The 23,139-nt window shown below is 73.2% G+C and carries 16 protein-coding genes; 9 read left to right on the top strand and 7 right to left on the bottom strand.

Annotated features, from left to right (window positions below; all coding sequences use genetic code 11):
* Positions 1-77 precede the first annotated feature (77 nt).
* Positions 78-410, bottom strand: coding sequence for an Hpt domain-containing protein (locus tag DK427_RS12235; protein WP_109951500.1), 333 nt, complete (start codon positions 408-410; stop codon positions 78-80).
* Positions 411-686: 276 nt separating this feature from the next.
* Here DK427_RS12235 and DK427_RS12230 point away from each other — a divergent pair, with 276 nt between their 5' ends.
* Positions 687-8,696, top strand: coding sequence for an apolipoprotein A-IV repeat region-like domain-containing protein (locus DK427_RS12230; protein WP_109951499.1), 8,010 nt, complete (start codon positions 687-689; stop codon positions 8,694-8,696).
* A gap of 78 nt (positions 8,697-8,774) precedes the next feature.
* Here DK427_RS12230 and DK427_RS12225 read toward each other — a convergent pair whose 3' ends face one another.
* Both DK427_RS12225 and DK427_RS12215 read right to left on the bottom strand, forming a co-directional pair.
* Positions 8,775-9,203, bottom strand: a complete 429-nt coding sequence (locus DK427_RS12225) for a DUF1489 family protein (protein ID WP_109954130.1) — start codon at positions 9,201-9,203, stop codon at positions 8,775-8,777.
* Positions 9,204-9,453: 250 nt separating this feature from the next.
* Entirely contained in the window at positions 9,454-10,692 is a 1,239-nt protein-coding gene (locus DK427_RS12215; RefSeq protein WP_109951498.1) for a ribonuclease E domain-containing protein, read from the bottom strand.
* A gap of 143 nt (positions 10,693-10,835) precedes the next feature.
* Here DK427_RS12215 and DK427_RS12210 point away from each other — a divergent pair, with 143 nt between their 5' ends.
* The 5 genes from DK427_RS12210 to DK427_RS12190 all read left to right on the top strand — a co-directional run bounded on the left by DK427_RS12210 (position 10,836) and on the right by DK427_RS12190 (position 15,980).
* Positions 10,836-12,005 (top strand): MFS transporter, encoded by a 1,170-nt coding sequence (locus tag DK427_RS12210; RefSeq protein WP_425452596.1) that lies wholly within the window; start codon positions 10,836-10,838, stop codon positions 12,003-12,005.
* Positions 12,006-12,111: 106 nt separating this feature from the next.
* Complete coding sequence (locus tag DK427_RS12205) at positions 12,112-13,263, top strand: ABC transporter permease (RefSeq protein WP_425452595.1); 1,152 nt, start codon at positions 12,112-12,114, stop codon at positions 13,261-13,263.
* Between the two features lie 7 nt (positions 13,264-13,270).
* Entirely contained in the window at positions 13,271-14,059 is a 789-nt protein-coding gene (locus tag DK427_RS12200) for an ABC transporter ATP-binding protein (protein ID WP_245930909.1), read from the top strand.
* Between the two features lie 117 nt (positions 14,060-14,176).
* On the top strand, positions 14,177-15,259 hold the full coding sequence (locus DK427_RS12195; protein WP_109951496.1) for an MlaD family protein: 1,083 nt from the start codon (positions 14,177-14,179) through the stop codon (positions 15,257-15,259).
* 133 nt (positions 15,260-15,392) lie between these two features.
* Positions 15,393-15,980, top strand: coding sequence for an ABC-type transport auxiliary lipoprotein family protein (locus tag DK427_RS12190; protein ID WP_109951495.1), 588 nt, complete (start codon positions 15,393-15,395; stop codon positions 15,978-15,980).
* Positions 15,981-16,011: 31 nt separating this feature from the next.
* Here the strand turns inward: DK427_RS12190 and DK427_RS12185 are convergent, their stop codons facing one another.
* The 3 genes from DK427_RS12185 to thiE all read right to left on the bottom strand — a co-directional run bounded on the left by DK427_RS12185 (position 16,012) and on the right by thiE (position 18,211).
* On the bottom strand, positions 16,012-16,641 hold the full coding sequence (locus DK427_RS12185) for a helix-turn-helix domain-containing protein (protein ID WP_109951494.1): 630 nt from the start codon (positions 16,639-16,641) through the stop codon (positions 16,012-16,014).
* Positions 16,642-16,730: 89 nt separating this feature from the next.
* Positions 16,731-17,528, bottom strand: a complete 798-nt coding sequence (gene thiD, locus DK427_RS12180) for a bifunctional hydroxymethylpyrimidine kinase/phosphomethylpyrimidine kinase (RefSeq protein WP_109951493.1) — start codon at positions 17,526-17,528, stop codon at positions 16,731-16,733.
* On the bottom strand, positions 17,525-18,211 hold the full coding sequence (thiE, locus tag DK427_RS12175; protein ID WP_109951492.1) for a thiamine phosphate synthase: 687 nt from the start codon (positions 18,209-18,211) through the stop codon (positions 17,525-17,527). Before thiE ends, thiD begins: the two co-directional genes overlap by 4 nt.
* Before the next feature lie 283 nt (positions 18,212-18,494).
* Here thiE and DK427_RS12170 point away from each other — a divergent pair, with 283 nt between their 5' ends.
* From DK427_RS12170 to DK427_RS12160, 3 genes are all read left to right on the top strand, one after another.
* On the top strand, positions 18,495-19,499 hold the full coding sequence (locus DK427_RS12170) for an NUDIX hydrolase (protein WP_245930907.1): 1,005 nt from the start codon (positions 18,495-18,497) through the stop codon (positions 19,497-19,499).
* Between the two features lie 278 nt (positions 19,500-19,777).
* Positions 19,778-20,818, top strand: coding sequence for a hypothetical protein (locus DK427_RS12165; protein ID WP_109951491.1), 1,041 nt, complete (start codon positions 19,778-19,780; stop codon positions 20,816-20,818).
* Between the two features lie 40 nt (positions 20,819-20,858).
* Entirely contained in the window at positions 20,859-22,028 is a 1,170-nt protein-coding gene (locus tag DK427_RS12160) for a TAXI family TRAP transporter solute-binding subunit (protein WP_109951490.1), read from the top strand.
* A 139-nt stretch (positions 22,029-22,167) separates the two neighbouring features.
* Here DK427_RS12160 and panB read toward each other — a convergent pair whose 3' ends face one another.
* Positions 22,168-22,992 carry a 3-methyl-2-oxobutanoate hydroxymethyltransferase gene (gene panB / locus DK427_RS12155; RefSeq protein ID WP_109951489.1) on the bottom strand — a complete coding sequence of 275 codons (825 nt, stop codon included), beginning with the start codon at positions 22,990-22,992 and terminating at the stop codon, positions 22,168-22,170.
* Positions 22,993-23,139 lie beyond the last annotated feature (147 nt).

Genomic DNA, 23,139 nt, shown 5'->3' with positions numbered 1-23,139 from the left:
CCGCGGAATGCAAGCGCGCGCTGGGCGCAGGCAGGCAGATAGTGTGCCGCGGGCCAGCCGCCCGCTCGCCTGCGCCCTCACGCCGCGTCGGCGATCGCGGCGAGCACCCGGGCCGCGGCCTCCCGCAACGTGCCGGTCTCCGGCTCGGCCCCGGCGCGCAGGTCCACCTCGATCCGCTCGCAGAGCGCGCGGACCTCACCGGCCCCGATGCCGGCGGCCGAACCCTTCAGCGTGTGGGCGGCGTCCGCGCGCGCGCGCCGGTCGGCGGAGGGGTCGGCAACGAGGGCCACGAGCCGGTCGCACTGACCGGCGAAGAGCCCGAGGATCTCGGCGGCGAGGTCGTCGTCGCCCCCGGTCTGCTCGCGGAGTTGCTCCCGGTCCAGGCTGGGAGCGGTCGTCGCGCCGGTCATCGAGATGCCTTTCCCTGCGCACGGCGCCCGCTATCCACAGTCGTGGCGGCCGCTCGGTCGCGCCGGCCGACGCCTTGAGGCATCATGGCTTTGGCGGGCTGAAACGTGCGCCGTCGCGGCGTGGTAACCATTCCGTTAAGGTTTTCCGGGGGCGGCCCGGGGGTTCGGGTATCCGGGCCCTGCGGCGCCGTCTAGACTTCATTGGTAAACGGGTAATCGCGCCCGGAGGCCGGATGTTTGCCGGCCGCAGGCGCGAGGCGTAACGGGGCGCGTTGCATGGCGACGGAAAAGAAGCTGAAGGATCCCGCCGAGGCGGCGCTCTCTGCGATCGAGCAGGCGCTGAACCTCGACGCCCTGACGCCCCCCGGGACCGACCAGCGGGCTGAGCCGCGCCTGCCGGACGTGGGCGAGGCCGAGCCCCTGATGGATCCGGCGGGTCGGCAGATGCCGCCGCGTCTCGACCTCGACCAGCCCCTGCCCTCCGATCTGCCGCCGCCGGGGCGTGAGCGCGCCCGCCGCGAGGGCGGCCTGCTGCCGCCCGACCGCTCGCTGGTGGCAAACGACGATCGGCGCAACATCGGCATCCTGCAGCAGACCCTGCGCGTGCGCCCCTCGCGCAAGCCCTACCTGTTCGCGGCGGTCGGCGCGGCGCTCTGGCTGAACGGGCTCCTGCTGATCGCTTGGCTCCAGTCGAGCGGCGACCTGAAGGGCTTCCTGGCGAATCTCACGCCGCTCCAGGCAACGGTCGGCGCCGCGGCGCTCGCCGGCCCGGTCTTCCTCTTCCTCATCGCCGCGATGCTGGCGGTGCGCGCCCAGGAGATGCGCCTCGTCGCCCGCGCGGTCGGCGAGGTGGCGGTCCGCCTGGCCGAGCCCGAGAGCTTCTCGACGGACGCGGTACTGACCATGTCGCAGACGGTCCGCCGCGAGGTCGCGGCGGTCGGCGACGGCGTCGAGCGGGCGCTGGCGCGGGCCGGCGAGCTGGAGACCCTGGTGCGCGGCGAGATCGCGACGCTGGAGCGGGCTTATTCCGACAACGAGATCCGCATCCGCGCGCTGGTCGACGAGTTGGTCGCCCAGCGCGAGGCGATCGTGGCCAACGCCGAGCGCGTGCGCGGCGCGATCACCGGCTCCCACCAGAGCCTGAGCCAGGAACTGGAGGGCGCCTCCGAGCGCATCGTCGCGGCAATGACCGGCGCGGGCGACCGTGTGACCCAGGCCCTCGACGCGCGCGGGGAGGCGATCACCGCCTCGCTCGGCGAGGCCGGCGAGCGCGTCGTCGGCGCGATGACGGGCCGGGGCGACGACCTGATCGAGCGCCTCGTGGCGACGAGCGAGGGCGTGCGCGGCAGTCTCGGCGAGGTCGGCGAGACCCTGGCCCGCACCTTCGAGACCCGTGCGGGCGCGGTCACCCAGGCCTTCGAGACCGCGGGCAGCGGCGTCAGCGAGCGGCTCGCCGAGAACGCCGCGCAGGTGGCTCGCACCCTGGCCGAGACCGGTGCGGGCGTCGCCGAGGCGCTCGACCGCCAGGGCAGCGCGGTACGCGAGAGCTTCGAGCGCTCCGCCGGGACGCTGGAGAGCGCGTTCCTGGCCCGCGGCGGCGAGCTGACGGACCGTTTCGCGGCGACCGGCACCGAGCTGACCGAGCGCTTCGCCTCGACGGGCGGCGCCATCACCGCCCGCTTCGCCGAGACCGGTGCGGCCTTCACGCAGGATCTGGAGACCCGCGGCACGACGCTGCGCGGCGCGATCGAGGCCGCCGGCAACGGCGTCGCCGAATCCATCGAGAGCCGCGGCCGTGAGGCGCAGGGCGCGCTGGCGCTGGCCGCCGGCGCGGTGGTCGAGAGCTTCGCGTCCCGGACCGAGGCGCTGCGGGACGACCTCGTGGGCTCGGCCGAGCGGGCCGGCGAGATCGTCGCCGGACGGGGCGCCGAGATCGCCGCCCGCATGGAGGACGTCGCCACGCGCCTCCACGCCACAATCGCAGTGCAGGGCGCCGACCTGGAGACCCGCCTCGACGCCGCCGGCACCCGGGCGGGCGACCTCATGGCCGCGCGCTCCGAGGACGCGGCCCGCACGCTGGAGACCGCCTTCGCCAATCTCGGCCGCTCGTTCGAGACCGGCGCCAGCGAGGCGATCGGGTCGCTGCGCGGCTCGGTCGACGGGTTGAAGGCCGAGCTCGATTCGAGCATGGCCGAGACCGTGGATGCGATCCGCCGCAACGTCGCCGAGACGGCCGCGGCTCTTGGCAGCGGCGGCGCCGAGGCGGGCGAGGCCCTGCGCCGCGCAGCCGCCGGCTCGACCGGCGAGCTGGAGACCCGCACCGTCGAGGTGGTGGAGATCTTCGAGCGGCGGCTCGCCGCCTTCGCCGGTGAACTCACCGCCCGCGCCGACGCCGCGGCCGAGGCCCTGCGCGCCAGCGCCGAGGGCGCCCACGGCGCGACCGCCGCCCGCACCGCCGAACTCACGGCGGCGGTCACCGCCAGCATCGACGTGCTCCGCGGGATCTCGCAGGAGGTCGGCGACACGATCGAGGCCCGCGCCACCGGCACCCTGCGCCAGCTCGGCGAGGCGGAGGCCCGGACCGGCCAGGCCTTCGGCGGCCACGCCGACGCCGCCGTTGCGGCGTTGCGCGCCGCCATGGAGCGCCTGCAGGCCGAGATGGCGAGCCGCACGGAGGCCGCCAGCGGCACCCTCGCGCGCGCCGCCGAGCAGGTCGGCGGCGAGCTGGCCGACCGCCTGGAGGCGATCGAGACGGCGCTCGGCAGCCACGGCCGCGGCGTGGTCGAGCTGCTCTCCAGCCACGCGGAGGAGACCCACAACCGCATCGCGGGCACCGGCCGCGACATCGTTCTGGCGGTCGCCAGCCAGGGCGCACGCATCGCCGAGACCCTGAGCCAGAGCGGCGCCACATTCGCGGAGACCGCCGAGGGTCGCGTCCGGGCGATCGACGAGACCATCGGCAGCCGTCTGGCCGCCCTGCAGGAGACGATCGCGAAGGGCGACATCCTGGCCGACCGGATCGGCCGCGACACCGCCGGGCTCGGCGAGACTGTCGGCGCGCGCCTCGCCGAGATCGACCGGATCGTCACCGTCGAGGGCCCGGCGCTCGCCGACCGGATCGCCGAGCGCACACGCGACGCCCAGGCCGCTGTCGACACCCATCTGGCCGCTCTGGAGGAGCGCTCGACCAAGCGCTCGGCCGAGATCGGCGAGACCTTCGCCAACCTCGTCACCCACATCGATGGACACCTCGGCGCGCGCGCAACCGCGCTCAACGAGGCCCTGATCGTGCGCACAGGCGAGATGGCGCGCATCATGGCAGAGGGCGGGCGCGATCTCGTCCAGTCGCTCGACGGCCGCATGGGCAGCATCGCCGACGAGGTCTCCGAGCGCGGCGACCGGGTCGGCGCGATGCTCGCCGCCCGCGCCGAAGAGATCGCCGGCCGGCTCGACCGCCAGACCGCCGAGCTCGCCCGCCAGCTGGAGGACGGCGCCGGCCGCTTCGACACCGGCGTGCTCGGTCGCTTGGAGGCGATCGGCACGGCGCTGGAGGAGCGCGGCCGCCTGCTCGACGAGCGCTTCGGCGCCCAGGCCTTCGAGGCGATCCGCCTGATCGAGAGCCGCACCGGTGCCGTGGACGAGAATCTCTCGGCCCGCACCCGCGAGCTGGTGACGCTGATCGAGAGCCGCACCGGCAACCTCGACACGGTGCTTGCCGAGCGCGTCGCCGAACTGACCCGGACGATCTCCGAGCGCACGGAGAGCGTTGATGCCGCCATGGCGGTGCGGGTGCGCGAGCTGCTGGACCTCGTCGAGGAGCGGACCCGCGTCGCCGACGCGGATCTCGCCGCCCGCACCGAGGCGGTGCGGGCCGCCTTCGCCGAGCGCGCGGAGCAGCTCGGTCGCCTCGTCGACGAGCGGATTGCCACGATGGCGGGCGAGCTCGACGAGAAGGGCCGCACGGTGTTCGGCGCGGTCGGCAGCCGCATCACGGAACTCGGCCGCCTGTTCGACGGCGGCGGCAGCGCGCTCGCCAGCCTCATCGATCAGCGCGGTGAGACCGTGCTGGCCCGGCTTCAGCAGACCATCGCGGACGCCGAGCGTATGCTGGAGGACGGCGAGGGCCGCCTCGGCCGGACGCTCTCGACCCGCACCTCGGACATCAGCAGCCTGCTCGACGAGGGCGTGCGCACGGTGCACGACCTCCTGGACGACCGCACCGGGCAGATCCGCGGCCTCCTCGGCGAGCACGCCAGCACCCTGGCCAAGAGCTTCGACGGCCAGATCGGCCCGCTGCGCGAAGCCTTGGACAACCGCGGCCGCGAGGTCGTCACCACGATCGAGGCTTCTGTCGGAACCGCCGCGGAGGCGCTGGAGGCCCGCACCCGCGACCTCGCCGCGCTGTTCGAGCAGCGTCTGGGCGATCTGGAGACGCTGGTCGACGGCCGCGGCGAGCGGCTCGGCCAGTCGATGGAAGCTCGCACCCGCTACCTCGAGACCCTCTTCGAGCGCGCGCACGCGGCCCTCGACAACACGGTGGGCGAGCACAGCCGGGCTCTCTTCGGCTCCGTGGACGAGCGGGTGCAGGCCCTGCGCACCGTGCTGGAAGAAGCACCCACCGCCATCGCTGGCCTGCTGGAGAGCCGCGAGCGCGAGCTGGCGAGCAGCCTGGAGCAGCGCATGGAGCGGCTGCACGCACTGTTCGAGGACGCGCGCGGCGCACTCGACAGCGCGCTGTCCGATCAGGGCACGCGCCTCGTCGGCACCGTGGACGAGCGTGTCCGGGCCCTGCGCGCGCTTGTGGACGAGGCCCCCACGGCGATTGCCGGCCTGCTCGACACCCGCGAGCGCGAGCTGGGCGAGAGCCTCGACCGCCGCGCCGAGCGCCTGAACGGCCTGTTCGAGGTGGCGCGCGGCGCCCTCGATGACGTGACCGACCGGCAGACCCAGCATTTCATGGGTGCGATCGAGGAACGGATCCATGCCCTGCGCGCGCTTGTGGACGAAGCGCCCACGGCGATTGCCGGCCTGCTCGACACCCGCGAGCGCGAGCTGGGCGAGAGCCTCGACCGCCGCGCCGAGCGCCTGAACGGCCTGTTCGAGGCGGCGCGCGGCGCCCTCGACGCCGCGACCGACCAGCAGGGGCGGAGCTTTACCGGTGCGATCGAGGAGCGGATCCACGCCCTGCGCACGCTGGTGGACGAGGCGCCGACGGCAATCGCCGGGCTGATGGAGACCCGCGAGCGCGAGCTCGGCCAGAGCCTCGACCGCCGGGTGGCCCGCCTCCAGGGCCTGCTCGACGAGGCCCGCGCCGCCTTCGATGCCGCCTTCGAGCAGCAGGGCGGGCGCATCGCCGGCACGGTCGATGCCCGCGTCCAGACCCTGCGCTCCATCCTGGAAGAGGCGCCGGCCGCCATCGCCGGCCTCATGGAGAGCCGCGAGCGCCAGATGGTGCAGAGCCTGGAGGCCCGCACCGACCGGCTGCGCGGCCTGTTCGACCAGGCCCAGACTGCGCTCGACGCGACCGCGCAGGACCACGGCGACCGCCTCGCGGCCGAGGTCGAGGGCCGCATCGGCGCTCTACGCGGTCTGCTGCAGGAGGCGCCGGCCGCCATCGCCGCGCTGGTGGAGACCCAGGAGCGCCAGGCCGCTGCCGCGGTCGAGCAGCGCACCCGCAGCCTGCGCACCCTGTTCGAGGAGGCCCATGCCGGCCTCGACGCGATCGTGGCGGGCCGCGGCCGCGCGCTTGCCGAGACGATGGATGCCCGCGTGGACGCCCTGCGCGCCCTGTTCGAGGAGGCGCGCGGCACGATCGAGGGCCTGCTCGACGGGCGCGCACTCAATCTCACCGACGCGGTCGAAACTCGGGTGCGCGCGCTGACCGAGGCCTTCGACGCCCGGCTCAACGACCTCGACACCCTGGTCGAGGGCCGCACCGAGGCGCTGGCCCGCCATGTGGAGGAGCGCGGGACGGCGCTGGCCGATACGGTCGATGCCCGCAGCGAGGCCTTCACCAGCCGCATCGACAGCCGCATGAAGCTGTTTGCCACGCTGGTGGCCGCGCGCGGCGACGCCCTCGCCACCGCCTTCGACGACCGCCACGACGCCTTCGCGAGCCTCGTGGACGCGCGCATGGCGAGCCTCGTCTCCGCGCTCGACGACCGGGCGCGGCGCCACGCGGCCCTCGCGGAAGCCCACACGGCGGCGCTCGCCGCCGTCCTGGACGAGCGCAACGGTGCGGTCTCCAGGCTGCTCGACGAGCGCGCCGGCGAGATGGCGGCGGGCTTCGAGCGCCGCGCCGACGCGCTGCGCACCCTGGTCGATGCCCGCGGCGAGGCTCTGTCGCGCCGACTCGCGGAGAGCGCCGAGACGCTGGTGCGCGCCATCGAGGAGAAGGGCGGCGCCCTCGTCGCCAGCGTGGACGAGCGCGGCGGCGCGGTCGGCGCCGCGATGGAACACCATGTCGAGCGCCTGCGCTCCACGATCGACGGGCCGGTGCTGCAACTCGCCGACGCGCTCGGCGAGCGCGGCGCGGCGATCGAGCGGGCGCTCAGCGAGAGCGGCGCGCCGCTGATCGAGGCCCTCCGGTCCCGCACCGAGGCGCTGGCCGCGCAATCGCGCGAATCGGCGCGGCTCCTGCGCGAGGCCGTCGAGGACGGCGCCGCGCGGGCCATCGAGAATCTCGGCCAGACCAACGAGCGCCTGCGGCGCGATCTCGGTGGCGTGCTCGTGCGGATCGACTCGGCCAACGAGGCCCTGCGCGACCTGCTCGACAACGCGGGTGAGAATCTCGGGGCGATCGAGCAAGGGCTCGCCGGGCGCGTCGCCCAGATCCAGGAGGCCCTGGACGAGATCGCCCAGCAGACCGGGCAGGCCAGCGAGGGCGTCGCCGCCCAGGTCGGTGCCCTCCGGGCGGTGGCCGAGGGGGCCGTGCGCGAGGCCGCCGGCCTCGCCGAGGCACTCGACGGGCGCGGGCGCTCGCTCGCCGCGCTGACGACCGGCCACGTCGCGGCCCTCGACCGCTCGGCGGGCGCGCTCGCCGCGATCGAGGACCGGCTCGCCAGCACCCTGTCGGGCCGCGAGGGGGCCGTTGAGGCGGCGCTCGCCGGGATGGAGGAGCGCTCGGAGGCGCTGGAGACCCGCACCCGCGCCTTCGCGGAGGGGATCGAGCGCAGCCTCGCGGCCGCCGAGGAGCGGGCCCGCACGGTGGGCGAGAGCCTCACCCGCTCGGCCCAGACCGCCAGCGCGGCCGTCGCCGAAGCCTTCGCGGGCCTGAGCACGGGTGCCGGCGCCGAGGGCGAGAAGACCGCGCAGGCGGTTCGGACCGCCCTGGAGAGCGCGGCGCGTGACATCCGCACTGGCTTCGAGGCGGCGCAGGGTCGCTTCGGCGAGTCGGTCAGCGCGCTGCGCGAGATGGCCACGCAGGTCCGGGGCGAGTTGGAGGCGACCCGCGCCGACCTCGCGCGCGGTGTGCTGGAGATCCCGCAGGAGACGCAGGACGCGGCCGGCGAGATGCGCCGGGTAGTCTCCGACCAGATCAAGGCGCTCAACGAGCTCTCGGCCCTGGTCGCCAAGTCGAGCCGCGCGGTCGACGTGGCCCAGCCCGCCGCCCAGGCTGCCTCTCCGCCCGCCGAGCAACGCCGAACCGCCGAGGCGGGAGGCCGCCCGCAGCCGGCCCAGCGCCCGGCGGCACCCGCGGCCCCCGTCGCGACGCCTCCCGCGCCCGCGCCGAAGCCCGCTTCGGCCCAAGCCGACGCGCCGCGCCCGGCCGGCAACCCGGCGCCTGCCCGCACCACCGCCGCCGCCCGTCCGGCGCAGGCCCGGCCGGCAGGACGCCCGGCCGCCGGGGACAAGAGCGGCTGGCTCTCGGACCTGCTGACCCGCGCCTCCCTCGACGAGGACGAGCCGGCCGCCAGCCGGCCCGTCGTGGCGGGCGAGCCGAACCGGACGCTCGAGAGCATCTCGAACGACATCGCCCGGATGATCGAGCACCGCACGGCGGTCGAACTGTGGGAGCGCTACCGCCGCGGCGAGTCGAACCTGTTCGACCCGCGCATCTACACGGCGCAGGGGCGGCAGACCTTCGCGGACGTCCAGCGCCGGTATCGTGCCGATGCCGAGTTCCGCCGCACGGTGGACCGCTACGTCGGCGAGTTCGAGCGCCTGCTCGGCGACGTGATGAAGAACGATCCGGACACGCGCCGGGCCGACGCCTACCTCACCTCGGAGACCGGCAAGGTCTACACTCTGCTGGCCCACGCGAGCGGGCGCTTCGAGGGGGCGTAAGGGGTTCCGGGGCGACGAGACGGAGGGGCTGGCCGCCAGGCCCGCCCCTTCTCGTTTCGGCCAGCGAAGACCCGCTCCTCAGAGCAGCCCGAGACCGACTAGCTCGCGGCGCAGGGCCTCCGGCATCTCGGCGATGTCGCCAGCCGCCGCGGCGTCGAGGTCGGCCGGCGCGTCGGCGGCCGCGAGGTAGCGCCAACCCTGGAACGGGCGGCAGGGCCGGGGCGCCACGGGCACCAGCGGCTCGCCGAGGACGAGGCGGCAGCGCGGGACGCCGTCAGCGCCGGTCACGGGCTCGATCGCCGTCACGGTCTGTCGGCAGCACAGGGTGCCCTTGATCACCCAGTAGATCGAGCCGCGCCCGACGATCTCGGCGCGGCGTGAGGGAACCATGCGGGTGACGTGGAACGGTGCCGGCTCTCGCCCTGCCAGCGCCGCCTCCTGACGGCGGCGCGCCTGCCAGGCGGCGAGGTCGGTGATCGAGGTCGTGCCGACGCTGAGCTTGAGCAGGTGGAGGACGGGCTGCGTCGAAGCCTTGGGGGAGGATCCGGCGGAGGATCCGGCGGAGGATCCGGCGGAGGATCCGGCGGAGGATCCGGCGGAGGACTTGGCGGAGGACTTGGCGGAGGACTTGGCGGGAGGCTTAGATGAGGGCTTGGTCACGGTCGCAACGATCCGGGGCTCGCGACCGGTCCTGAGACCCGGTCGCGAGCCCCATAGACCGATCCGTGCGCGGCGGCGACCGCGGCGCGTCGTCCCCTCAGGAGAACAGCGCCAGCTTCTCCTCGATGCTGAGGAGGTCGATGTCGTCGAGGGTTGCCGGGGCCTCGTTCGGCTTCTCCGAAGCCTTCTGAGCCTCCTCAGCCGCGGTATCGTCGGCCGAAAGACGGATGGCTGCCTCGGTGTCGCCCGGTTCCGAGACGTCGAGCGAGGCCTGGAACTCGACGGCGGCTTCCGGAGCCGGCTCGGCCACGGCCAGGATCAAATCCTCGCTGGCAGCCCCTGCCGGCGGGACCTCGGCCGTCGGCTCTTCGTGCGCGTCGATAAGCGCCGCAAGCGCCGGGGCCGGCTCCTCGACATCGAAGCCGAGGATCAAGTCCGGGGTGCTTTGCGTGGAGACCTCGGCGCCAGTCCCGACCGGCTCGAATACGTCGAGCGCAGTTTCCTCGGCCGCAGCTTCGGTGACCACCGCTCCTTCGATCTCGAGCGCCATCACGGGCTCGGTGGCGCTCTCCGCCTTCACCACCACGGGTGCCTCGACGAAGGCGAGGTCGTCGTCCAGCGCTGTCGCGCCGAGATGGGAGGCGACCGCTACGGGCGTGGCCTCCGCGTCGATGAAGCGGTCCACATCGCTCTGGCAGAGGTCGGCCGCGGCCTCGGCCGTTTCCGTGCCGGGCGCGGGCGGGAGACGCGCGCCGTCCGCGTCCCAGATCGCGATCATCGAGGACAGGCGATCCTCGAGATAGCGCAGCGTGTGGACGATGCGGCTCGTGCGCTGCGCCGTCAGGTCCTGGAACGAGCAGGCGGTGTAGATCTGAGTGGCGTGCCGGTCGAGGCGGTCGCAGAACTCGCCCTCGACGCCCCGCTCGCGCAGGAGCCAGGCCGCTTCCTGCACCTGCTCGGCCGCTCCGAGGATGTCGGAGGTCGCCCGCTCGGTCGTGCGCACGATCGCGTCGAGGGCCTCCGAGGCCGTGCCGAGCCGGCTCTGGTCCTGGCCCGGCGCGCTGATCGCCGCGATCTCGGCCTTGGTCCGGCTGATCGCATTGGCCATGTCGAGGAGGTTCCCGCGCAGGTGCGCGAGGTCGTCGGGCGGACGCTGGGACGTGACCACGTTCTCCAGCCGGGCGATCGCATCGAGCACCGTGCCCGTGTCGGACCCGCGGTTGCGGCGGGCGTGCTCGTCCAGGAACCAGCGCCCGCGCTCGCTCTCGGCCATCGCCCGCGCGATGACTTCGTAGGCGTCCGGCTCGTAGGGCGTCAGCGACTGGGATCCGGACATGAACGCGTCCTCGCACGGGGTCCCGGCGCGGGCAGACCGGCCGCGACGGACGGTGCGAATTTGACAGAGCGAGTTTAACGCGCGCTTACGGGGGGCCCTCGCCGCGCCCGTCCCGTCAGCCCCCGAACCGCTTGTCCCAAGTCCTGACCGCCCCCGCCGAGACCGGTGCGCCGCGCCTCGCGCTGCTCTACGCCGTGGTCTTCGTCGAGATCGGCATCGCCATGCCGTTCATGCCGGTCTGGCTCGACGCGCTCGGCCTCGACCCGACCGTGATCGGCCTGCTGCTGGCGCTGCCGATCGCGACCCGCATCGTCGCCACGGCGCCGCTGATGAGCCTGATCGACCGCGGCGTCGGCCCGCGCACGCTGCTGCTCCTCGGCAGCCTCGGCCTCGCGCTGACCTACGCCGCGATGCCGGCCGCCGCACCGCTCGGCTGGGGGCTGCTCGCCGCGCTGATCGTGCTCAACGCGGTGGCCGGCGCGCCGCTGGTGCCGAGCATCGATTTCCTGACGCTCGCGGCCGTCAGGGCCCGGCCGCGGCTCGACTACGCCCGCATCCGCATGGCGGGCTCGGTCGCCTTCCTCGTCGCCAACCTCGCGGGCGGCGCGCTGCTCGGAGCCCTCGGCGGGCAGGTCGCGGTGCCGCTGCTGCTCACCGGCCTCGCGCTGATCGCCAGCGGCGTCGCCTACGCGAGCCGCGACGTGGCGCCCGCCCCGGTGCGCGCCTCCGGCGGCGAGAGGCCGCGGCTGCCGATCAAGCTCTGGCTCTGCATCGGCGCGGCCGCCGCGATCCAGGCGAGCCACGCCGCGATCTACAGCTTCGGCAGCATCCACTGGACCGGGCACGGCTTATCGACCGCGACGGTGGGCGGCCTCTGGGGCGTCGGCGTCGTCTCGGAGATCGTGCTCTTCGCCCTGATCGGGCGGCTGCCCGCGCGCTGGCGCACGCCGTTCCGGCTGCTCGCCCTGGGCGGCACCGCCGCCGTGGTGCGCGCCCTCGGGCTCTACGCCTTCGGAGACGTACTGCCGGCCCTCGTCGCGCTCCAGGCGCTGCACGGCTTCACCTTCGGGGCGACCCAACTCGGCGCGATGGCGGCGGTCTCCGGCATCGCGCCCGAAGGCGCGCGCGGCCGGGCGCAGGGCACGTTGAGCGCCGTGAACGCCACAGTGTCGGCCAGCGCCACGATCCTCACCGGCTTCGCCTACCGGGCGGCCGGCCCACTGGCCTTCGCCATGATGGCGCCGCTGGCGCTCATCGGCCTCCTGCTGACGGCTGCGGCGGCACGGGATGTGCGCCAGGGCACGCTCGCCTAGGCGATCGATACCGGACCGTAACCCTAATCTCGTCATAAGAGGGGCGCAGGAAGGGCGGCGTGATGGACCCGAGAGCCCCCAGGGCAGCCAACGGAGGCCGCGCGTGCTGAGCGTCGCACGGACCCGGATCGTCGAGGACGCCTCGGCCGCGCGCGTCCACGACGGCGCGGACGGGCGGCTCGCGCTCGCCGGCCGCTGGACCGCCGACCAGGGCGCCTCCGTCGAGGTCGCGGCCCGGCGCGTCGCGGAGGCGGCATCCGGCCGGGCCATCGTGGTCGATCTCGCGCCGATCGAGCGGCTCGACACGCTGGGCGCCTGGGTGCTGGAGCGGACCCGGGCCGAGATCGAGGCCGCGGGCGGACGCCTGAGCTATGCGGGCGCGACGCCCGAGTACCGCATCCTGCTCGGCGAGATGTCCCTGCGCGAGCCCGAGGCCTCCTCCGCCGAGCCCATGGGCCGGATTCACGGCGCCCTCGACGGGCTGGGCCGGCGCGTGGTGGGCGCCGGCCAGGATATCGTCACGGGCGTCGCCTTCCTGGGCGAGGTGGTGGCGGCCTGCGGGCGGGTCGCGGCGCGGCCGCGCACCTTCCGCACCAGCGCCTTCGTCAACCAGATCGAGCAGGTGGCGCTGCGGGGCGCGCCGATCATCGTGCTGATCTCGTTCCTCGTCGGCGGCATCGTCGCCCAGCAGGGCATCTTCCAATTGCAGCGCTTCGGCGCGCAGACCTTCGTGGTCAACCTGATCGGCCTGCTGATCCTGCGCGAACTCGGCGTGCTGCTCACCTCGATCATGGTGGCGGGCCGCTCCGGCTCCGCCTTCACCGCCGAGATCGGCTCGATGCGCATGCGCGAGGAGGTCGATGCGCTGCGCGTCATGGGCCTCGACCCCGTCGAGGTGCTGATCGTGCCGCGCATCCTGGCGCTCGTCGTTGGCCTGCCCATGCTGACGCTGATCGGCGCGCTCTCGGCGCTGCTCGGCGGTGGGATCACCGCGATGCTCTACGGCGGGCTCACCCTCGACCAGTTCCTCGCCCGCCTCCAGGCGGCGGTCGGCCTGCACCACGTCTTCGTCGGCCTGATCAAGGCGCCCTTCATGGCGCTCGTCATCGGCATCATCGCGACGATCGAGGGTTTCGCCGTGGAAGGCTCGGCGGAATCGCTCGGCCGCCACGTCACCGCCTCGGTGGTCAAGTCGATCTTCATGGTGATCGTTCTGGACGGCCTCTTCGCGGTCTTCTTCGCGGCCATCGACTTCTGAGGCGAGCGTGCAGGCATCCCAGCCCGACCCGATCATCAGCGTGCGCGACCTCGTCGTGGGATTTCGCGACCGCACGATCCTGAAGGGGCTCGACCTCGACATCCGCCGGGGCGAGATCATGGGCTTCGTTGGGCCCTCGGGCCAGGGCAAGTCCGTCCTCACCCGCACCATCCTGGGGCTGATCCCGAAGCGCTCGGGCACGATCCGGGTCTTCGGCCAGGATATGGACGGGATGAGCGCCGCCGAGCGCCGCCGGGTCGAGCAGCGCTGGGGCGTGCTGTTCCAGCACGGCGCCCTGTTCTCGGCGCTCACCGTGAAGCAGAACATCCAGGTGCCGATGCGCGAGCACCTGAACCTGTCCGAGCGCCTGCTCGACGAGTTCGCCCGGCTCAAGATCGAGATGGTGGGCCTGAAGCCCGAGGCCGCCGACAAGTATCCGTCGGAACTCTCGGGCGGCATGATCAAGCGCGCGGCGCTCGCCCGCTCGCTGGCGCTCGACCCCGAGATCCTGTTCCTCGACGAGCCGACCTCCGGTCTCGACCCGATCGGCGCGGGCGAGTTCGACGACCTCGTGGCAACCCTGAAGCGGACCCTCGGCCTCACCGTGTTCATGGTGACCCACGACCTCGACAGCCTCTACACCGCCTGCGACCGCATCGCGGCGCTCGGCGACGGCCAGATCATCGCGGCGGGCCCGATCGACGAGATGCTGGCCCACGACCATCCCTGGCTGCGCTCCTACTTCCACGGCAAGCGCGCCCGCTCGATCGTCACGGGGGGTGACATCCATGCATGATCCCTTGCCCGGTCTCTTGCCCGGTCTCTTGCCCGGTCTCTTGCCCGGCCTCCGCGCGGCCACGCTTCGTGCGACCCCGCACCGCGCCGTTCCCCGCTCTCGGATGAAAGTGTGAGCATGGAGACGCGCGCGAACTACGCCCTCATCGGCGCCTTCACCCTCGCGGTGATCCTGGCCGGCTTCGGCTTCGTGCTCTGGCTGTCGGGCGGCTCGTCCCGCCAGGTCGCCCAGGGCGTGCGGATCGTGTTCTCGGGCAGCGTCGGCGGCCTGTCGCGCGGCTCGAGCGTGACCTTCAACGGCATCAAGGTCGGCGAGGTCACGGAGGTGAGCCTTCTGCCGCAGGACCCGCGCCGCGTGATCGCGCAGATCAAGGTCGAGCCGGCGACGCCGCTGCGCGCCGACACCCGGGCCCGCCTCGATTCGGCGATGCTGACCGGCGTCTCGGTGATCGCGCTCTCGGGCGGCAACGCCGACGCGCCCGCGCTGAAGCCCGGCCAGAACGGCGAGCAGCCGACGATCTTCGCCGATTCCTCCGACATCCAGGACATGATGGCGGCGGCCAAGCAGATCGCCCAGCGCGCCGACGACGTGCTCCAGCGGCTCGACAAGGTGGTGGCCGGCAACGAGGGCGCGATCAACCGGACGCTGGCCAACGTCGAGGCCTTCTCGAAGACGCTGGCCGATGCCGGCCCCTCGATCGCCGGCCTCGTCAAGGCGGTGGACGGCGAGCGCCTGAACCACGTCATCCAGAACGCCGACCGTTTCTCCGGCGCGCTCGCGAATGCCAGCCCCGACATCGAGGCGGGCCTGCACGACGCCCGGGCGCTGGCCGCCAAGCTCAGCGCCTCGGCCGACCGCATCGACGGCGTGCTGAAGGGCGCCGAGGGCTTCCTCGGCTCGGCCTCGGGCCAGCAGGGCTCCTCGACCTTCACGGAGGTACGCGAGGCGGCGATCTCGGTGCGCGACGCGGGCCGGGCCTTCCGCACGCTGTCGGAGAACCTCGACAAGCGCACCGCCAACATCGCGACGAGCTTCAACCGGCTCTCCGGCTCCGGGCGGCGCGAGGTCGAGGCCCTGTCGACGGACGGGCAGCGCACGCTCGGTGCGCTCAACCGCACGGTCAAGAGCCTGGAGCGCGACCCCTCGCAGGTCATCTTCGGCGGCAAGCCGTCGTTGCCTGAATACAACGGTGGGCGCTAGAGGGAGCGTGCGGCGGCCCCATGTGTCCGCACGCACGGCACCGGTCGCGAATCCGGTCCGTTATAACGCGCAGCTTGCACCCGGTCCGGTGCCCGTCCACGGGTGCTTGTCGGTATCCCGCTAGGTATTCCGGATGACGCAGAACCTCCCGGCTCTCGCGCTGGCCACCGCGTTGGTCGCGCCGCTTCTCGGCGGCTGCGGCGGCGGTGGCGCGCCGCTGACCTTCGACCTCGCCGCCCTCCCCCCGACGGGCCGGCCGGCGATGGCGGGGCGCGCGATCGTGGTGGTCGAGCCCGTGGGCATCCAGCCCTTCGAGTCCGACCGCATCATCGTGCGGGAGCCCGGCGGCTCGCTCTCCTTCCTGGGCGGCGGCCAGTGGGCCGATCGTCTGCCGCGCCTGATCCAGACGCGCCTCATCCAGAGCCTGGAGAATTCCGGACGCCTGCGCTCGGTCAGCCGCCCGAGCGACAAGGTGGCGTCGGACTACCAACTGATCAGCGAGATCCGCGCCTTCGACGTCTCGGCCGGCACCGGCGAGGCGGTGGTCGATCTCTCGGCCAAGCTGATCGCGGAGGGGACCGGCCGCGTCACCGCCGCCCGCGTCTTCACGGCGCGCGTGCCCGTGAAGTCCGTCAATGCCGGCGCCGGCGCCGCCGCGCTCGACGCGGCCCTCGGCACCGTGCTCGCCGACATGGTGCGCTGGGTGAATACCGGGCGCTGAGGTCCGATACGGATCGGAAGGGCGGCCGCCCTTACTCCATCACGGCCGCCTTCATGATCACCACCATCGTAGCGCGGCCCGGCAGATCACCGGTGCAGCGCACCGTGTGCGGCCGGTCGCAGCGGTAGCGCAGGGTCTCCCCCGCCCGCGCGGTCTGGACGACGCCCGCCACCTCGACCTCGAACACGCCCTCGCGCACCGAGAGCGACTCCACCGAGCCGCGCTGGTGCGGGTCGGAATCGAGCACGCCGCCGGGATCCGCCGAGACGTCGTACCATTGCAGCCACTCGATCGTCTTGACCCAGCCGATGATGGCAAGCCGCACCCGGCCGTCCTCGGAGAGGAGGATCGGCGTGTCGGCGCGGGAGGCCTTCTCGATGAAGGGCTCCTCGTCGTTCGTCGCCAGCACCCGCTCGATCGAGACGTCGAGCGCCTGGCTCAGGCGCCAGATCGTGGCGAGCGTCGGGTTGGTCTCGTTGCGCTCGATCTGGCTGATGATCGACTTGGCCACCCCCGACTGCTCGGCGAGTTCCGAGAGCGAGAGGTTGTAGGCCTTGCGCAGCCGCTGGATCGTTTTGCCAAGCTGCCCCGACAGGGCCTGGGCGCCGGTGAGCAGATCGCGCGTGCGACCCCGTTCGATCCGTTCCGCCTGATCCTGCATCGCCGCCGACTGCCTGAATTCGTTCCGTTCTTCGAACGAACGTACGATAGTTCAAACGCCCCCCTGCCGTCCAGGCGAGGCGATGTCGCTCAGTGCCAGTGCGCGAAGAAGTGGTGGACCGGGCCGTTGCCGCGGCCAATCATCAGCCGGTCGGCCGCCGCGATCGCGCCGCTCACGTAGGTCTTGGCCGCGCCGACCGCGTCCGGCAGGTCGAGGCCGCGGGCGAGCCCGGCCGCGACCGCCGCGGACAGGGTGCAGCCGGTGCCGTGGGTGTTGCGCGTCGCGGCCCGCGGGGCGGGGAAGCGCCGGACGCCCGCGGGGGTCACCAGCAGATCCACGCTCTCCGCGCCCTCCCCGTGTCCGCCCTTGATCAGCACCGCGCGGGCGCCGAGCCGCAGGAGACGATGCCCCTGCGCCTCCGCCTCCGCCTCCCCGACCGCTACCGCCTCGTCCAGCAGGGCCGCGGCTTCCGGCAGGTTCGGCGTGATCAGGTCGGCCCGCGGCATCAGGGTACTGCTGAGCGCCGCCACCGCGTCGTCCCCGATGAGGCGGTCGCCACTGGTCGCGACCATCACCGGGTCAAGCACCACGGGGATCGTCCCGGCATGATGGTCGAGGGCAGCCGCCACTGCCGCGATCACGGGGGCGCGCGACAGCATGCCGATCTTCACCGCGGCCACCGCGAGATCGGAGAACACGCTGTCGCACTGCGCCGTCACGAAATCGGCCGGCACGTCGTGGATCGCCTGGACGCCGAGCGTGTTCTGGGCGGTGAGCGCGGTGATCACGCTGGCGCCGTAGACGCCGAGCGCCGAGAAGGTCTTGAGGTCGGCCTGGATCCCGGCGCCGCCGCCCGAATCCGAGCCCGCGATGGTGAGGGCGATCATCGGGCCCCTCCCCGCTCGGCGAGCGCCGCGTCCACACGGGCGCGCAGGTCCCGCGCCCGGCCCTCGACGGCCTCCGCCCCGAACAGGGCCGAGATCACCGCGACGCCGTCCGCGCCGGCGGCGATCACCGCGGCGGCGTTGCTCGAATCGATGCCCGCGATGGCGCCGAGAGGGAAGGAGGTCCCGCGCGCGAGGCGCCCCCGGAAGACGATGCGGGCGAGGCCCTCCAGGCCGACCGGCGGGTCCGGATTGTCCTTGCTGCCGGTCGCGAACACGCCGCCGATGCAGGCGTAGTCGACTGGCAGGCGGTAGAGCTCGTCGGCCTGCGCGGCGGTCTTCAGGGTGAGCCCGACGATCGCGCCCGCGCCAAGGAGCGCCCGCGCGTCGGCCGGGTGCATGTCGCCCTGGCCGAGATGCACGCCCTCGGCACCGGCGGCCAGCGCCAGGTCGACCCGGTCGTTGACGAGGAGCGGCACGCGGCCGGCGAGCGCCGACCGGATCGCGCGGATCCGCTCCAGCGCGGCGCGGGCGTTCGGGATGTCCTTCTCGCGGTACTGGAGCAGGGTGCAGCCGCCGGACGCGGCCTCGACCGCCATCGCGGCGAGCCGCGCGCCGTCGCCGCCGCAGATTCCGACGTCGAGGAGCCCGTAGAGTCTCAGGTCGACGTGGGGACTTCCGCTCATCGTTGCCTTCCCGCGGATGCGCGGCCGGATCGCGGAACAACCCGCTCAACCGCCGCCCTCCGAGCGGTTTGGGTCGCGGGCGCCCGCTTTGCAAGGCTGGGCACGCGCTCCGGTTGACGGCGGGCGGCTAAGTACGGCTAAGAACCTGTCGCGAACCTTTCATGGTGCGGTGAGAGGGCACCCGGCGCGGCGGCGTATCGCGCAAAGCTTCGAGGCGTCGCGCTCCGGGAAGGGCGCGGCCCGAGTGCTTCCCCGTCCAAGTGTTTCCCTGTCGATGTCGAGCATGTCCGGAGTCGAGAACGTACGGGGCACGGAAGGGCGGGAGGTGCCGCCCGGCGCGGTGGAGAATCCCTCCTCCGTCGGCCTCGTCGCGGTCATCGTGGCGGCGACCGAGGGCGAGCCGCGCGCGCTCACGGTCCGGGTGCCCGGGCAGGCGCCGGGACGCGACGACGGCCTGCCCGCGGGCCCACTCGTCTCCGAGCACGCCACCCTGGAGCGGGGGCTTCGCGCCTGGGTCGAGCGGCAGACGCACCAGCGCCTCGGCTATGTCGAGCAACTCTACACCTTCGGCGATCGCGACCGCTCGGGCGATGCGGCGGCCGGCGCCCACACGCTCTCGGTGGCCTATCTGGCGCTGGTGCGCGAGGAGCGGCCCGCCGGGCTCGCCGAGGCGGCCTGGCAGAACTGGTACCGCTACCTGCCCTACGAGGATTTCCGCCAGGGCCGTCCCCCGCAACTCGACGCGATCGCCGCCCGGCTCGAGGCCTGGGCCGCGGAGCCCGCGGAGGCGAAGCTGCGCCGCCTGCGCGCCGACCGGCTGGGGCTGACCTTCGGGCTCGGCGGCGGCACCTGGAGCGACGAGCGCGTGCTGGAGCGCTACGAGCTTCTGTTCGAGGCCGGACTGATCCCAGAGGCGCAGGGCAATGCGGGCCAGGCGGTGCCGGGCGACCCGACCGGGGTGCCGATGGCCTTCGATCATCGCCGGGTCCTCGCCACCGCGATCGGGCGGATGCGCGGCAAGATCAAGTACCGCCCCGTCGTGTTCGAGCTGATGCCGCCGGCCTTCACCCTGCTGCAGCTCCAGCGCAGCGTAGAGGCGCTCGCCGGTACGCCGCTGCACAAGCAGAACTTCCGCCGCCTCGTGGCGCAGCAGGGGCTGGTGGAGGAGACCGAGGACGTCACCAGCGGCACGGCCGGACGCCCGGCCCGCCTCGTGCGCTTCCGCCGCGAGGTGCTGCTGGAGCGCCCCGCCCCGGGCCTGAGGCTGACGCCCTCGCGTCGGCCTTAAGCGCCACGCCCGGTTCGCACGAACGTTTCGAGAGGCGCCGAGCCCGTCGGTCGCTGGCTGACCGATGTCTGGGCACAGTATCCCGCATCATACTCAATTCTTGCATATGTTAATGCGGGTCGTCTCTATAGTTCAGACAAAGACCTTCCTGGTACAGAACAATTCGCGCTTTCTGCGCGACGAGGATTGACGTTCTGGTCCGTGGCGCTCTTGCCCGGGGCAATGCGCCCCGCGGCCGGGCCGGGCATCGCCGCCCGTTCGATCGCAGGGAGGTCTCGATGTCGATCGTGATGCCCGTCGCTCCGCCTCGCCGGAACGCCCGCAGGACCGGTATCCCGATCGCCCTGCTCGTCCTTCAGGCCTGCTGGGGCGGCGTCCCCGGCGCACGCGCGGAGGCGCCCGCCCGGGTGGACGAGGCGGGGCCGGGCGCCCCCGACCCGGCTGCGCCGCGCGTCTCCGCGCGGGACGTCGCCGGCGAGCAGGGCACGGCCATTCCCCTCCAGGTCGAGGTGCGACACCGGCCCGGCCGGTCCGGGGGGAGCACCTACATCCTCGGCCTGCCGAAGGGCGCGCGGCTCAGCGATGCGGACCACGCGGTCACCACCGCCGAGGACCGCGCGATGGTCGAGGTGACGGACTGGAAGCTCGCCAACCTCGCCGTCACGCTCCAGCCGGAGCAGACCGGCGCCTACACGCTGGCGGTCGCGGCCCTGTCGCTCACGGAGACCGGGCGCCCGCTGCCGATCGCGCGGTCGGTCTTCACGCTGCGGGTGCAGCCGCGGCAGGAACGCGCCGTGCCTGCCCCCGCGCCTGCCCCAGCGCCCACGCCCGTCGCCGCCGCGCCCGTCACGCCGCCCGCCATCCGACCGGCGGCGACCGCCGCGGACATCGAGGCGCCGGATCCCGCACCGGCCCAGCGCCGCGCCGAGGCCGCGGTCGCCCGGACGGAAGCGACCGCAGTCGGACCTGCAGTTGGACCGGCAGCCGCGCGAGCGCCGGGCCCCGGCGAACCACCCGCGCCGACCCCGCAGGCGGCGGCCCCGCCCTCGGATCCCCAGAACGCGCCCCTGCTGGCACGGGCCGAGCGGCTCATCCGATCGGGCGATATCAGCGGCGCCCAGCTCGTGCTTGAACATCTGGTCGCGCGGGGCGATGCCCGCGCCACCTTCCTGCTCGCCCAGACCTGCGATCCGAAGATGCTGCGCGCTTGGCGCGTCCACGGATTGCGCCCCGATCCGGAGCGCGCGAGCGCGCTCTACGCCCGGGCAGCCGCAGCCGGCCTGCGCGATCCCAAGAGCGTCGCCGAGGCGGCGCGCTGAGCCATCAATCCGAGGGAGCACGGCGATGGGGACGAGGGGCATGAGGGCGGTCCGATCCTGTGCGACGGCCTGGAGGGCGGCCTGGAGGCTGGCCTGCGCGACAGCCTTCGCGCTGCTTCTCGCCGCGGGGCTGGCGCGGGACGCCGCGGCGCAGAAGCGGCCCGCCGCCCAGGACTCGGCGACCGAGACGGCGCTCAGCGAGACGCTGAACGCCAACACCGTCTCGATCGTCACCGGCACGCCCGGCGGCACCTATTTCCGCACCGGGGCCGACCTCGCCTTCGTCCTCGACGACGGCGACAGGCTCCGCATCCTCCCCATCCTGGGCCGGGGCGCCGGGGCCAACGCCTACGACCTCCGCTTCCTGAAAGGGGTCGATCTCGGCTTCGTGCGCACCGATACCCTGGACCAGCTGCGCCAGGACAAGCGCCTCAAGGAGATCGAGAAGCGGATCCACTACATCGCCAAGCTCTTCAACGACGAACTCCACGTCATCGCCCCGAAGGAAGTGGGCGCGGTCGGCGAACTCGCGGGCAAGCGCGTCAGCTTCGACGTGAAGGGCAGCGGGACGGATTACAGCGGGCGCGCCATGTTCCGCGAACTCGGCGTCGCGGTCGAGGCGGTCAACGTGGACCAGCCGACGGCCCTCGAGATGCTGCGCCGGGGTGAGCTCGATGCGGTCGTCTCGGTGGCCGCCCGACCCGTCGCGATCGTCGCCGGCTTCGAGCCGGCAGGCCGGTTCCACCTCGTCACGGTGCCCTACAGCGACCGGATCGGCGAGGCCTACGTGCCCGCCACGCTGACGGGCGCCGACTACCCGAAGCTCGTCGACGGCTCGAAACCCGTCGAGACGCTCGCGGTCGGCACGATCCTCGGCGTCTACAATCACCCGAAGGGTTCTGAGCGCTACAGGAAGCTGGAGCGCTTCACCGCCGCCTTCTTCGACCGGTTCGACCGGTTCCTGGCGCCCCAGCATCATCCGAAATGGCGCGAGGTGAACCTCGCGGCCGCCGTCCCGGGCTGGACCCGGTTCCAGCCGGCGCAGGATTGGCTCGACAGCCACCGCGGTGACACGCCGTCCCAGGGCGAGGTCGAGCGTTTCCTCAGCGAGCAGCCGCAGGGCGCCGCCGCCGACAAGGAGGCGGTCTATCAGGCCTATCTGCGCTGGCGCCGCGCGGAGCGGTCCGAATACGGGATGGCGCGCCGCTAGAGCGTGCGGCGTTTCCACGGAAACAGCAGCACGCTCTATCTCTTTGTGGTCGCACGATGCGGAAAACCGGATTCCACTTTTCCGCATCGTGCTCTAGCGGCAGGCTCAGCGCACCGTGACGCCACGCCGAGCGTGAGCCTCACTTGTCCGCGTAGGTGTGCGCGTCCTCGGGGAAGCGGCCGGCGCGGACCTCCTCGGCGTAGGTCTTCACCGCACCCTCGATATGGGCACGCAGCGAGCCGAACTGCTTGACGAATTTCGGTGTGCGCTCGGAGAGCCCCAGCATGTCCTCCAGCACGAGGATCTGGCCGTCGCAGGTGGACGAGGCGCCGATCCCGATCGTGGCGGCGGTGACTTCGGGCGCTGCCGCGATGGCGCGGGCCACCGGCTCCACGATGCCCTCCAGCACGATCGCGAAGGCGCCCGCCTCGCTGATCGCGCGGGCATCCTCCAGGAGCAGGCGCTCGCCGTCCGGGCCCCTGCCCTGCACCCGGAAGCCGCCCATCGTGTTCACAGACTGGGGGGTGAGCCCGATATGGCCCATCACCGGCACGCCGCGCTGGGTCAGGAAGGCGACCGTCTCGGCGAAGCGCGCGCCGCCCTCGAGCTTCACCGCGCCCGCGCCGGTCTCCTTCAGGATGCGGGCCGCGCTCATGAAGGCCTGCTCGCGGCTCGCCTCGTAGCTGCCGAAGGGCATGTCGACCACCACGAGGGCGCGGCTCGTGCCCCGCATCACCGCCTGCGCCTGAAGGATCATCATCTCCAGGGTGACAGGCAGCGTCGATTCCATCCCGTGCATGACCATGCCGAGCGAATCGCCGACCAGGATGAAGTCGCAGTAAGGGTCGAGGATCGAGGCCGTGTGGGCGTGATAGGCGGTGAGCGAGATGATCTTGCGCCCCTCGGCCTTGGCCTTGGCGATGTCGACGGCGCTGCGGCGGCGGGATTGCACGACCTGTGACATGGGCGGGGTGTCCTCGGCAGGATGTCCTCGGCACGGCTTCCGGCGGGTCCGTGACCCGTCCCCGGCCTGCGGCGGGTTATACGGGCTCGGCGCCCCTGAAAAACCCCACCGCCCGCCGAAAGCCCGCCTTTGTCGCCCCCCGCGCCC

The organism is Methylobacterium radiodurans (assembly GCF_003173735.1).
GTDB classification, from domain to species: Bacteria; Pseudomonadota; Alphaproteobacteria; order Rhizobiales; family Beijerinckiaceae; genus Methylobacterium; species Methylobacterium radiodurans.
The sequence above is the reverse complement of the archived record's forward strand: the minus strand, read 5'-3'. Positions and strand labels throughout refer to the sequence as shown.